The sequence below is a fragment of the Actinomadura rupiterrae genome (genome assembly GCF_024172125.1).
Taxonomy (GTDB): Bacteria; Actinomycetota; Actinomycetes; order Streptosporangiales; family Streptosporangiaceae; genus Spirillospora; species Spirillospora rupiterrae.
This window is the reverse complement of record NZ_JAMZEA010000001.1, coordinates 242469-255141: the sequence shown is the minus strand read 5'-3', so window position 1 is coordinate 255141 and position 12673 is coordinate 242469. Positions and strand designations below refer to the sequence as shown.

12 protein-coding genes are annotated in these 12673 nt (G+C 71.4%); 4 read left to right on the top strand and 8 right to left on the bottom strand.

Annotated elements, in window-relative coordinates; translation table 11 throughout:
* Positions 1–12: 12 nt before the first annotated feature.
* The 8 genes from FHU30_RS01205 to FHU30_RS01170 form a co-directional block, all read right to left on the bottom strand.
* Entirely contained in the window at positions 13–1245 is a 1233-nt protein-coding gene (locus FHU30_RS01205) for a carbohydrate kinase family protein (protein WP_253870349.1), read from the bottom strand.
* Positions 1242–1919, bottom strand: coding sequence for an SIMPL domain-containing protein (locus tag FHU30_RS01200; protein WP_253870346.1), 678 nt, complete (start codon positions 1917–1919; stop codon positions 1242–1244). The genes FHU30_RS01205 and FHU30_RS01200 overlap by 4 nt, the downstream gene beginning before the upstream one ends.
* 126 nt (positions 1920–2045) lie before the next feature.
* Positions 2046–3230, bottom strand: a complete 1185-nt coding sequence (locus FHU30_RS01195; RefSeq protein WP_253870343.1) for an amino acid deaminase/aldolase — start codon at positions 3228–3230, stop codon at positions 2046–2048.
* Between the two features lie 106 nt (positions 3231–3336).
* The gene (locus tag FHU30_RS01190; RefSeq protein ID WP_253870340.1) at positions 3337–4302 is read right to left on the bottom strand and encodes a CE1 family esterase; all 966 of its coding nucleotides are present in this window, start codon (positions 4300–4302) and stop codon (positions 3337–3339) included.
* Between the two features lie 167 nt (positions 4303–4469).
* A complete protein-coding gene (locus FHU30_RS01185; RefSeq protein ID WP_253870337.1) occupies positions 4470–5492 on the bottom strand; it encodes an ABC transporter ATP-binding protein in 1023 nt (340 codons plus the stop codon).
* A 6-nt stretch (positions 5493–5498) separates the two neighbouring features.
* Complete coding sequence (locus tag FHU30_RS01180; protein ID WP_253870334.1) at positions 5499–6341, bottom strand: ABC transporter permease; 843 nt, start codon at positions 6339–6341, stop codon at positions 5499–5501.
* Positions 6342–6415: 74 nt separating this feature from the next.
* On the bottom strand, positions 6416–7348 hold the full coding sequence (locus tag FHU30_RS01175; RefSeq protein ID WP_253870332.1) for an ABC transporter permease: 933 nt from the start codon (positions 7346–7348) through the stop codon (positions 6416–6418).
* A complete protein-coding gene (locus FHU30_RS01170) occupies positions 7345–8442 on the bottom strand; it encodes an ABC transporter substrate-binding protein (RefSeq protein WP_253870330.1) in 1098 nt (365 codons plus the stop codon). The genes FHU30_RS01175 and FHU30_RS01170 overlap by 4 nt, the downstream gene beginning before the upstream one ends.
* Before the next feature lie 297 nt (positions 8443–8739).
* Between FHU30_RS01170 and FHU30_RS01165 the strand changes: the two genes are divergently transcribed.
* The 4 genes from FHU30_RS01165 to FHU30_RS01150 are packed head-to-tail and all read left to right on the top strand — an operon-like array spanning position 8740 to position 12657.
* A complete protein-coding gene (locus FHU30_RS01165; protein WP_253870327.1) occupies positions 8740–10173 on the top strand; it encodes an aldehyde dehydrogenase family protein in 1434 nt (477 codons plus the stop codon).
* The gene (locus FHU30_RS01160; protein WP_253870323.1) at positions 10158–11078 is read left to right on the top strand and encodes a CoA transferase subunit A; all 921 of its coding nucleotides are present in this window, start codon (positions 10158–10160) and stop codon (positions 11076–11078) included. The genes FHU30_RS01165 and FHU30_RS01160 overlap by 16 nt, the downstream gene beginning before the upstream one ends.
* Positions 11075–11824, top strand: coding sequence for a CoA-transferase subunit beta (locus FHU30_RS01155; RefSeq protein WP_253870320.1), 750 nt, complete (start codon positions 11075–11077; stop codon positions 11822–11824). The genes FHU30_RS01160 and FHU30_RS01155 overlap by 4 nt, the downstream gene beginning before the upstream one ends.
* On the top strand, positions 11824–12657 hold the full coding sequence (locus FHU30_RS01150) for a citrate/2-methylcitrate synthase (protein WP_253870317.1): 834 nt from the start codon (positions 11824–11826) through the stop codon (positions 12655–12657). Before FHU30_RS01155 ends, FHU30_RS01150 begins: the two co-directional genes overlap by 1 nt.
* Positions 12658–12673: the final 16 nt, after the last annotated feature.

Sequence of the window (12673 nt, the reverse complement as noted above, 5' to 3'; positions counted from 1 at the left end):
TCTTCACGGTGCTCACCTCAGCGTGGGTTCGGCTCGGGTCACCGAGTCGGGGCCGCGCCCGATCTCGGCCTCGGGGATGTGCGGGACGACGAAGGCGTACTGCTCCAGGTCCTCGGCGGGGACCTCGCCGGACTCGCCGAACGCGGCGATCTCGCCCCAGCAGGGCGCGCCGAGCGAGCCGGAGTGGTGCCGGACCGACAGCCCGGCGACCAGGTTGGCGAACTGGAGCCGCTGCTGCAGCGGCCAGCCCTTCAGCGTGGCGAAGACGAAACCGGCGGCGAACACGTCGCCGGCGCCGGTCGGGTCGAGCGCCTCGACGGGCAGCGCGGACGCGGCGGCGCGCTCGGAGCCGGACGCGGCGATCGCGCCCCGCGAGCCGAGCTTCACCACGACCGTCCCGACGCGCCCGGCGAGGACGTCCAGGGCGGCCTCGGGGGTGGCGGTGCGGGTGTAGGCCATGGCCTCGACGGCGTTGGGGAGGAAGACGTCCACGTCGTCCAGGCGGTCCAGGACGTGGCCGGCCCAGGTCTCGGTGGGGTCCCAGCCGAGGTCGGCGAAGACCAGCGAGCCGTTCGCGCGGGCGGCCAGGGCCCAGTCCGGCACCGGGCGGTCGATGTCGACGAAGCAGGTGCGGGCGGTGGGCGGCTCGGCGACGAGCGAGTCGGCGGGCACGTCGAGCGGGCGCGTGTAGGTGACCATGCTGCGGTCGGCGTCGTAGGCGAGCGACACGGTGACCGGGGTGGGCCACCCGGGGACGCGCAGCGAGGACGACAGGTCGACCGACTCCTGCTCGGCGAGCGTCCGCCACAGGTACGCGCCGAACATGTCGTCGCCGAACGCGGCGGCGAGGCCGGTGCGCAGGCCGAGGCGGCTCATCGCGACGGCGATGTTCGCGATGCCGCCGGGCGCGGAGCCGAGGCCGTCGGTGACCAGCTCGGTCCCGGGCGGCGGCAGCCCGGGCAGCCCGGTGAAGATCATGTCCATGAACACCTGGCCGGTCAGGAACACGTCCAGGCCGCCGCCCCCGGTGCCGACCCCCGGTCCGCGCTCGCCGCAGGGGTCCGCCGGCGTGTGCTCCGGCGCGCCCGCCCCGGAGGACGCCTTGCCGGCCGTCCCGGCGGACGTCCCGCCGGACGCCGTGCCAGACGCCGTGTCGGACGCCTTGTCGGCCGTTTCGCCGGTCGTGCCGGACGCCTTGTCGGCCGTTTCGCCGGTCTTGCCGGACGTCTTGGCGGGGGCGGTCATGCGAGGTCCGGGGCGGTGGAGTGGAAGCGGGCGACGACGGCGGCGGTGACGGTCTGGGTCTGCGGGGACAGGTCCAGGGCGTCGGGTTCGGCGGAACCGGCGGCCGCCGCGCCGGCGTAGGCGCCGCGCGCTACTTCGCTGTGCATCCAGGACGAGTCGTCGCGTCCGGTCAGGCCCTCGTCGGCGAGCTCGATCAGGTCGGTGAGGGACGCGCCGAGGGCGGCGGCGTAGCGGCGGGCGCGGTCCACGGCGGCGTGCGCGGCCTGCTCGGCGGCGCGGGCGTGCACGGGGGAGTCGTGCCGCAGCGCCCAGTGCGGGCCGTCCACGCTGGTGCGTTCCAAGTCGGCGAGCCGGGTGACCAGCTCGCCGAGGACGGTGAAGTCGGTGACGGTGGCCTTCGTCCAGACCGTCCCCTGGTAGGCGCGGATGTCGCCCTCGCGCCGCCGGTACTTCACGAGCGGGGTGATGTAGACGTCGCCGGTCTCGATCCGCTCCACGGCGTCCCCGTAGGACGCGAGCAGGTCGAGGCAGCGCCGGTTGTTGGCGGTGAGCGTGTCGAGCGCCGTCCTGCGGTCGCCCTCCTGCACCCGCACGTGGACGGACAGGCGGGCGATCTCCGGCGGTGCTTCGAGCACCGCCTCGCCGCGCACGCTGATCACCGGAGCGTGGCTCATACCGGCCAACTTAACCGGTAAAGCTCCCTCCCGCCGTGTGTCTCGCGTTACAAGAATCCCATGGTCACGGGGAGTGAAGACGTCCCAGAGCCAGAAATCCGGACTCGGGCGCCAGAAGTCCGGGACTCAGAGGAAGGTCTTGCCCTCGCCGCGGTAGGTGGGGACGGTCGCGGTGATCCGGTCGTCCTCGATGAGGTGCAGTTCGGCGAAGCGCTCGCACAGCTCGCCGGCCTTGGTGTGCCGGAACCAGACGCGGTCGCCGATCGACAGCAGGTCGGCGGCGTCGCCGTGCAGCGGGGTCTGGACCTCGCCCGCGCCTTCCAGCGAGTTGTAGGACAGCCCGGTCGGCAGGTGCGGGCGGGGGAGCCGCAGGCTGTCGGCGGTGCCGGACGCGAGGTACCCGCCGCCGAGGCAGGTGACGACGCCGGGTCCGGGACGGCGGACGACGGGCAGCGCGAACAGCGCGGCGGGCCGTCCGCTGAAGTTGGAGTAGTAGTCGAACAGGTGCGGCTGGTAGAGCCCGGATCCGGCGGCGACCTCGGTGACGGCCTTCTCCCGGACGGTGGCCTCGACGCTGCCCGTCCCGCCGCCGTTGACGAACTCCAGGTCGGTCAGGTCGCGGACGGCCCGGACGATCGCCGCGCGCCGCCGCGCCAGCTCCAGCCGGGACCGCTTCTGCATCGCCCTGATCACCCGGGACTTGGCGGCCTGCCCGGGGACCGCGTCGCCGACGCCGGCGATCTGCCCCTCGTAGGCCATCAGGCCGACCAGCCGCAGGCCGGGCCGCTTCAGCACGGTCTCGGCGAAGTCGCGGACCTGCTCGGGGGAGTGCAGCGGGGACCGGCGCGGGCCGATCTGCAGCATCCCGTTCAGCACCCGGTAGGACGCGTCGACGTCGATGCAGACGCGGATCTGGCGTCCGGCGCTGTGCCGCTCGACCAGGTCGAGGTGGTCGACGGAGTCGACCATGAGCGTGATCACCGAGGCGGCGTGCTCGTCGGCGGCCAGCTCGCGCAGCGCGGACCGGTCGGCGGTCGGGTAGGCGACCAGGATGTCGTCGCTGACCCCCTCGCAGGCGAGCCACAGCGCCTCGGGGAGGGTGAACGCCATGATCCCGGCGAACCCGTCCATGGCGAGGACCTCGGCCAGGATCGCCCGGCACCGCACGGACTTGCTCGCCACCCGGATCGGCTTGCCGGCCGCGCGGCGGACCAGGTCCGCGGCGTTGGCGCGCAGCGCGGGCAGGTCGACGATCGCGAACGGGGCGTCCAGCCCGGCCGTGGCGGAGTCGTAGCGGTCCCGGAGGTTCATGGCCCCACACTGCCACAAAACGGTCATATATGAAACTGCTTCATGTAATTCATGATCATCCGACCGCCGTTGTTCACGATCGCTCCTGGAGGCGTTTCGCGAACGGTCACGAACGGCCGTGCGCGGCGAAGAACTCCCAGAGCATCGGGGCCGCGCCGCGAGGCCAGGCGTGCCCGCCGCCGATCACCTTGCACAGCGCGAGCGACACCCCGCCCTTCCCGCTGGACGAGCACTGGACGTTCCCGCTCTGCGCGGCCAGCGTCGTCGCCTTCGGCGGGGGGAGGTCGTCGTGATCGCGCCAGAAGTTCAGCGCGAACGAGACAGCAGGATACGGGCGGTCGTCGTTGATGTCGCGCCGTCCGCCGCCGTCGAACGGGACGTTGCGGTCGGCCGTCCCGTGGAAGATCATCGTCGACACCGGACGGGACGGGTCGCACTTGGTCACCAGCGCCCCCTCGACGACCCCGATCGCCGCGACCTTGTCCGCCGCGTCGCAGCCCATCTTGTACGCCATGCCCGCGCCGTTGGAGAAACCGGTCACGTATACCCGCTTCGGGTCGGTCAGCCCGGCCGAGTTCAGGCGGTTGATCAGCTTCGTCAGGAACCCGACGTCGTCGATCTTGCCGAACTTCGCCGCGCCGCAGCAGTCGCCCGCGTTCCAGGTGGTCAGGAAGCCGTCCGGGTAGGCGACCAGGAACCCCTTGTCGTCCGCGACCTTGTCGAAGCCGGTCAGCGACTCCATCTGGGACATGTTCGCCAGCCCGCCGTGCAGGGCGATCACCAGCGGCAGCGGCTTGTCGGGCCGTCCGTCCTTCCACTTGCGGTCGGCCAGGCCCGGCGGGACGTGCAGCAGGAACTCGCGGTGGCCGGGCGTCCCGACGTCCAGCTTCTGCTTGTGCGTGCCGGACGCGGTGGGGATGCCGTCCACGTCCTGCGGCACGGCCGTGCTCGCCTTGCCGCCCGGCTTGCCGGACGATCCGGCGCCGCCCTTCCCCTTCCCGTCGTCGCATCCCGCGAGCCCCGTGACGAGGACGAGCAGGGCGGCGAGGACGATCAGCACGTTTCGGCGCATAGGGCCGAACCTAACCGCCCCGCCGCCCCCGAAACTACTGCCCGTTATGACAAGCCCCCTGGAACCCCGACGGACCCGCCCGAAACTCACGGGCCGCATTCAGCCGACTGACTCAGAAAGCGAAGATCGGAGTCAGTCGGCTGACTCAGTCGAAGGGAGGTGGTGGCTCAGGCGGCGAAGACCTGGACGTGTTCGGGCGCCACGCGGACGAACACCTTCTGCCCGTCCTCCAGGCCGGCGGCCGAGCGGGACGGGACGTCAGCGAACACCGTTGTGCCGTCGCAGGTCGCATAGACCCTGGTCACCGCGCCGAGGAACACCTTGACGTCGACGGTCGCGGCGAGGCCCGGGCCGTCCGCGCCGATCTCGACGTCCTCCGGGCGGAACAGGCACAGCGCCCGCTCGCCCGAAGGCGCCTCGACGTCGAACGCGCCGCCCCACGCGACCCGCCCGTCCGCGACGGGCAGCTCCAAGGTGTTGCGGTTACCGACGAAACCGGCCGCGAACCGGGTGGACGGCGCCGCGTACACCTCGGGCGGGGTGGCGCACTGCTCGATCCGGCCCGCGTTCATCACCGCGACGCGGTCGGAGATGGCGAGGGCCTCGGACTGGTCGTGCGTGACGAACACGGTGGTGATCCCGACCTGGTGCTGGATCCGCCGGACCTCGTCCCGCAGCCGGGTGCGGACCTGCGCGTCCAGCGCCGACAGCGGCTCGTCCAGCAGCAGCACCTCGGGGTCGGGGGCGAGCGCGCGGGCCAGCGCGACGCGCTGCTGCTGCCCGCCGGACAGCTGGTTCGGCAGCTTGTGCCCGTGCTCCTCCAGCCCGACCAGCGCGAGCAGCTCCTCGACGCGCGCCGCGGTCTCCTTGCGCTCGCGCCGCCGGACGGTCAGCGGGAACGCGACGTTCTTCGCCGCCGACAGGTTCGGGAACAGCGCGTACGACTGGAACACCATCCCGATCGGCCGCTTGCGCGCGGGCATCCGGGTGACGTCCGCGCCGCCGATGGAGATCGTCCCGGCGTCGGCGTCGTTCAGGCCGGCGATGCAGCGCAGCAGCGTGGTCTTGCCGCAGCCGGACGGTCCGAGCAGCGCGAGCATCTCGCCCTTGTCGACCGACACGTCCACCGCGTCCAGCGCGAGCTGCGCGCCGTAGCGCTTGGTGACGCCGTTCAGCACCACGTGCGACATGGGGTTTCAGCCTTTCTCAGCGGAGGACGAGGTGCGCGCGAGCGCCAGCGTGGACGACGCGGACTTCCCGCGGCCGAGCCACACCACCAGCGCGGACAGCGCGAACAGCAGCCCGAAGGTGAAGATCGTGATGACCGCGAGCGCGTTGGGGTCGTTGCCGGTGCGCGAGGTGAACACCCGCGCCGACCACAGCGGCAGCGTCTCGTACCGCGTCCCGACCAGCACCTTCGCGAGCGCGAACTCGTTCATCGCGGTCGCCGCGACCAGCAGCGAGCCGGACACGATGCCGCCCCTGATCGCGGGCAGCACCACCCGGACGAGCGTGACCATCGGGTGCGCGCCGCAGGTCGCGGCGGCCTCGCTCAGCCGCCGCGCGTCCGCGGCGAGCAGCGAGTTTTCCACCGCCCAGTACAAAAAGGGGAACGCGATCGCGGCGGTGGCCGCCGCGAGCAGCCAGAACGTGCCGAACAGCTGCGGCACGGTGTCCTTGACGATCAGCTGGAGCCCGGCCGCGATCACCACCCACGGGATCGCGAACGGGATCACCGTGACCGTCTGCACCACCGACCCGATGCGCGGGTTGTGCACGACCGACCAGTACGCCGCCGGGACGACCAGCAGCACGTCGATCGCGAGCGTCACCGCCGTCAGCACCAGCGACCGGCCGAGCGCCCCCGACACCTCCGGACGCGAGAACACGTCCACCCACCAGTGCAGCGTGTACCCGGACGGCAGGACGGTGTCGCCCCACTTGGTCGCCAGCGAGTACAGCAGCGCCGCCACCAGCGGCAACGCGAAGTACAGCGCGAGCAGCGCGAGGAAGACCCGCGACCCGATCCTGCTCCTCATCTCACCACCTCGTCCTCTCACAGCCACTTCGCCGTCTCACAGCCACTTCGCCGTCTCACAGCCGCTTCGGCGTCTCACAGCCACCTCGTCGCGCGGCGGATGGCCAGGCGGTAGAGGACGGTCGACACGATCGCGAGCAGCATGAGCAGCACCGACAGGACGGCCGCGCGTTCCAGCCCGAACACCGACGATTCCAGCGTCGCGCCGATCTGCAGGGTGATCAGCTTGACCGACTGCGGCCCGGACGCCAGCGCATACGCGACGGCGTAGATCCCGATCGTCCAGGTGAAGATGAGCAGCCAGCCCGCCGCCGCGAACGGCGCGAGGACGGGCGCGCCGATGCGCCGCCAGAACTGCCGGCGGGTGGCGTGGCAGACCTGCGCGGCCTCCCACCAGTCGTCCTTCAGGACGGCCACGGCGGGCAGCGTGAGCAGCACGAACATCGGGATGTTGAAGTACAGGTAGGCGATGTTCATGCCGGTGAACGAGCCGGTCGCGGGGAACGAGACGTCCAGCAGGTGGGTGAGCATGCCGGTCGTGCCGATCAGCGCGACGAACCCGAACGCCAGCCCGATCCCGGCGAAGTTGGACGCGACGTTCATCAGCGCGAGCCACGTCGCGCGGCCCGCGACGCGCATCCGCGAGATCAGCCACGCGGCGGGCATGCCGAACGCCGCCGCGAGGGTCGCCTGGAGCGCGCCGAGTTCGAGCGAGTTGGCGATCGCCTCGCGGTCCACCGGGTTGTCGGCGACCTTCTGGATGTTGTCCATCCCGAACCCGCCGGAGCGCAGCGCGAACGTGTCGTGCACGAGCCGCAGCGCGGGCAGCACCAGCATGCCGAGGGTGAACACCAGCAGCGGCAGCGCCGGGAGCCATCCGGCGAGCAGCCGCAGGAGCCGCCGGCCGAGCGCGGCCGGGCCGCGTCCTCCGAGCGCGGCCGGAGGCCGGGACGCGCCGCTCGCGCGGGCGTCGCCGGCCACCGGCGTGGAGACCTGGGGGGTCGTCAAGCCACGACCTTCGCTTCCCACTGCTGCACGATGTCCTCGGGGTTGATCTTGGAGTACTCGACCTCCTTGACCACCGAGTACTGCTGCTCGGGCAGCCAGTTGGTCTTCGCCGAGGCGGGGACGGTCAGGTCGCCGTTCACCGCCCGCACCGGGTGCGCGCCGGACTTGGCGAACTCGACCTGCGCGGTGTCGCTGAGGACGAAGTCCATGAACGCCTTGAGGAAGTCGCCCTTGGCGGTGTTGTACTTGTTGACCATCAGCCCGGACGGCGCCCAGATCGAGCCGTCCTGCGGCACCTGCACCGACAGGTGCACGCCCTTCTTGCCCAGCTCGCCCTTCTGCGTGACGCCGTTGAAGTCGTAGTTGATCTGGATGGGCGCCTCGCCCTTCTCCAGCGTGTCCTCGCTCATCTTCGCGTCGGACAGGTTGCCGGACTTCTTCAGCTTGGCGAAGAAGTCGAAGCCGGGCGCGAGGTTGTCGATGCTCCCGCCGTGCGCGACGGCCGCCGCGACGAGCATCGCCTGGCCCGTCCCGGACGACGTCGGGTTCTTGATCGCGACCTGGCCCTTGTACTCGGGCTTGAGCAGGTCGTCCCACTTCATCGGCGGGTTCTTCACCTTGTCGGTGTTCACCACGAACGCCGGCACCCCGTAGAACGTCGCCACCCAGCCGCCGTCCTTGGCCTTCTGCCAGTCCTTGAGCTTGCCCGCCGACGGCGGCGCGTACTTCGGCACGACGCCCTTGGCCTCGGCGACCGGGCCCCACATCAGCCCGATGTCGCTCGCGGTGCCGACCGGGTTCTTCTGCTCGGCGTCGAACTTCTGGATCTCGTCCGCCGAGGACATGTCGGTGTCCTTGTGGTCGCACGTGGCGCTGTACTTGGCGCAGAACGCCTTGATGACGCCCTCGTAGTTGGCCCAGTCGGGAGCCAGGCCGTAGGTCGGCAGGCTCTTCCCCTGCTCGGCGATCTTGGCGGTGTCGGGGGCCTTGGTCCAGTCGTAGCCATTGGTCGAGCCGCCGGACCCGCCGCAGCCCGCCAGGCCGAACAGCCCGGCAGCCGCCACCATGGCGACGAACGCGCGGGGAGTTCTCATCGTCTAGCCTCGTTTCGTCTCGCGGGGGAGGGGCGGGCACGGATCCCCGCCGTGTGGGCATGTCTAATCCCCGGGTTTCGGGGGCGCCATCGGCTTATGGCTATGAGGGCTATAGGCAAGGCCGATCGGATATCGCTTGACCTGCGCGGACATCGCGCTCGCAACATTGGCTTAACCTGCCGTCCGCCAAGGATTAACGTTGCTTCTTCGCAGGTCGCGGGGGTGATAGCCGTGATCTATGAGGGCCATCGCGAAGTGCCCATTGTGACCGGCGCGGCGGGCCGGGACGCTTGCCGCATGGCGCAGCACCATGAGACCAGCAATTACATCGACGGGAAATGGGTTCCGCCCGAGAGCGGGCGCACCCGGCCCAATGTGAATCCCGCCGATGTCTCCGACGTGATCGGGGACTTCGCCGAGTCCGGCGGCCCGGACGTGGACAACGCGGTGGACGCGGCGTCCGCCGCCCTGCCCGGCTGGAAGGCGCTCGGCCCGATCCGGCGCGCCGAGTTCCTGCGGACGGCCGAGCGGCTGATCGAGGAGCGCGCCGAGGACTTCGCCCGCGCGGTCTCGCGCGAGCAGGGCAAGCTCCTGCCGGAGGCGCGCGGCGAGGTGAAGCGCGCGCTGGCGATCATCGATTTCACCGCCGGGGAGGCGCGCCGCCTGAACGGCGTGACCACGCCCGCCGAGGAGCCGCGCACGCTGTCCTACACCTTCCGCGTGCCGCTCGGCGTGGTCGGGCTGGTGACGCCGTGGAACTTCCCGCTCGCGATCCCCATGTGGAAGGTCGCGCCGGCGTTGCTGGCGGGTTGCACGGCGGTGCTGAAGCCGTCGCCGTTCACCCCGCTGTCGGCGGCGCTGCTCGTGCAGGCGTTCGCGGACGCCGGGGTCCCGCCGGGCGTGCTGAACCTCGTCCAGGGCGACATCGCGGCCGGTGAGCGGCTCGTGGACAACCCGGGCGTCGCCGGGATCAGCTTCACCGGGTCGCTGCCGGTCGGCCTCGCGATCCAGAAGGCGGGCGCGGGGCGGCTGCTGCGGACGCAGCTGGAGCTCGGCGGGAAGAACGCCGTCCTCGTCCTGGACGACGCGGACCTCGACAAGGCCGTGAAGGCCGTCGTGCACGGCGCGTTCGGGCAGGCCGGGCAGCGCTGCTCCGCGACGTCCCGGGTGATCGTCGACCGGCGCGTCAAGGAGGACTTCCTCGCCCGGCTCGTCGCGGCCGTCTCCGAGCTTCGCCCTGGCACCGACATCTGCCCGGTCGTGAACGAGCAGCGGATGAACGCGTGCCTTTCGGCGATCGAGGGCGCGGTGCGGGCCGGCGCGTCCGTGGCGATCGGCGGGTCGCGCGCGGTGGACGGCCTGCCCGAGGGCTACTACGTCCAGCCGACCGTGCTGCGGGACGTCCCGTGGGACTCCGAGATCGCGCAGGAGGAGATCTTCGGCCCGGTGCTGTCGGTGATCGACTGCGACGGGTTCGACGACGCGATGCGCATCTCCAACTCCGTCAGGTACGGCATGTCCGGCACGATCTTCACCCGCGACATGGGCAAGGCGTTCGAGGCGCTCGAACGGTTCGAGGCCGGGATGCTGCATGTCAACCGGCCGGGCGTCGGCGCGTACGCGCACCTGCCGCACATGGGCGCCAAGCTGTCGCAGTTCGGCCCGCCCGAGTGCTCGCCCGAGGTCTGGGACTTCTACACCGAATGGCGGTCGGCGTGCATAACCTACTGACCGCCGACAAGGTGATGACCGCCGCGGCCGCGGTCGAGCGGTTCGTCCGGCCCGGTTCGGTCGTCGGGATGGGCGGGCAGAACATCAACCGCTGCCCGATGGCGCTCGTCCACGAGGTCGCGCGGCAGGGCGTCGGCGAGCTGACCGTCGTCGGCTGCAACCTGTCGCTGCCGCTGGACATCCTCGTCGCCGCCGGGCTCGTCGTCCGGACGGAGCAGGGATCGGGAAACCTGGAACGTTACGGGACGCTGTTCTCGTGGCGGCGGGCCGTCGAGGCCGGGCGGATCGACGTCCGCGACCACAGCCACCTGACGATGGCGTCGCGGTTCGCGGCCGGGGCGATCGGCGTCCCGTTCCTGCCGACGCGCAGCCTGCTCGGCTCGGACGTCCTGGCCGCGCTGGTCGCCGAGGGCATCGCCCATGTACTGGACGACCCGTGGGGTTCCGGCCCGGTCGTTCTGGTGCGCGCGCTGCGTCCGGATGTCGCGCTGATACACGCGCACCGCGCCGACCCGTTCGGGAACGTCGTCATCGAGGGCGTGACCAGCCACGAGGTCGACATGGTGCGCGCGTCGTCCGCGACCATCGTGACCGTCGAGGAGGTCGTCCCGGAGGGCGCGCTGAACGCCCGTCCCGAGGAGGTCACGATCTCCGGCGCGTACGTGTCGGCCGTCGTTGCGCAGCCCTTCGGCGCGTTCCCGACCTCGGTCTACCGCGGCTACGACTTCGCCGAGGACGAGATCAAGGCCTACCAGGCGCTCGCCCGCCGCGGCGACGACACCTACGCGTCCTGGCTCGCCGAGAACGTCCTGGAACCTGCCGACTTCGACGCCTACCTGCGCCGGACCGACCCGGCCGGGACGCGCCGGGCCGAGCTGACCGAGGCCATGAGGAGCTACGTTTGATTGCCTTTCCCCGCGAGATCCTGGCGGTCGAGGGCGCGCGGCAGATCCCCGACGGGGACGTGGTGATCGTCGGGACCGGGCTGCCGCTGCTGGCCGCCACCCTGGCGCAGCGCACCCACGCCCCGAACGCCAAGCTCGTCATCGAGTCCGGCGTGGTGTTCCCGAAGGTCGTCCCGACGCCCGTCTCGGTCGTCGACCCGCGGCTGATGCACGGCGCGTCCCGGCACGGCTCCCTGTTCGAGGCGCTCGGCGGGCTCGTCCAGCGCGGCCTGGTGCAGACCGGGTTCCTCGGCGGCGCGCAGATCGACCGCTACGCCAACATCAACTCGACGTGGGTCGCGGGCAAGCGGCTGCCCGGCTCGGGCGGCGCGAACGACATCGCCTCGCACTGCCGCAAGGTCGTGATCCTCACCGACCACGAGCGGCGCCGCTTCCCCGAACGCTGCGACCACGTCACCTCGCCCGGCTTCCTGTCCGGGCCGGGCGAGCGCGAGAAGGCGGGGCTGCCGCCGCTGGACGTCAAGGTCATCACCGACCTCTGCGTCATGGAGGCCGCCGACTCCGCGCTGACCGTCACGGCGCTCATGCCGTCCGCGACCCTGGACGCGGTGCGCGCCGAGACGGGCTTCGAGGTCGACTCCGTCCCGTCCCCGGCCTCCGTGCAGCCGCCTTCCCCCGAGGAGCTCCGCCTGCTGCGCGAGGTCCTCGACCCCAACTGCGTGTACTTCCCGGAAAGGAACCGATGATGAGCTCCCCTGTTTCGCAAGGTGAGAAGAAGCCGTTCGCGTGGGAGACCGCGATCGCGTGGAAGAACAAGGACCGCATCGTCATCCGCGGTTACGACGTCAACGAGCTGACGGGCAACATCTCCTTCGCCGACCACTTCCACCTGGTGCTGCGCGGCGAGCTGCCGACGCCCGAGGTCGCCCGGATGACGGACGCGATCATGGTGAACATGGCCGAGCACGCCATGTCCCCTTCCTCGGCCACCGTCCGGTTCGCCACGTCCGGCGGCGCGGACCTGAACGCCGCGGTCGCCGCGGGCGTCGCCGCCATCGGACGCCTGCACGGGACGGCCGACCGCCCGGCCGAGATGTTCCGCGGCGTCGCCGAGCGCGCCGAGCGCGACGGCCTGTCCGACACCGAGGCCGCCGCGAAGGTCGTCGCCGAGATGCGCGAGCGCCGCGAGCGGATGCCCGGTTTCCACCACGCCCAGCACATCCGCGACCCGCGCACCGAACGCCTGCTCGGCCTCTCGGACGAACTGGGCATCTCCGGCCGCTACGTCGCCATCGCCCGCGCCATGGAGGACGCGACCGAGGACGTCTTCGGCCGCCGCGTCTGGATCAACGGCCCGGGCTCCATGGGCTGCGTCGGCCTCGACATGGGCTACGAGCCGCTCCAGCTCAAGGCCATGTTCATCGTCTGCCGCTCCCTCTCCCTCTGCGCCCACTCCATCGAGGAGTCGACCCGCGAGAAGGGCTGGCGCGCGTCCGCCAACAGCGACATGGTCCAGCCCCTCTCCCTCGAAATGCAGGGCCCCGACCACTACGACGGCCCCGAAGACCGCCACCTCTGACCCTCCCGGGGCGCGG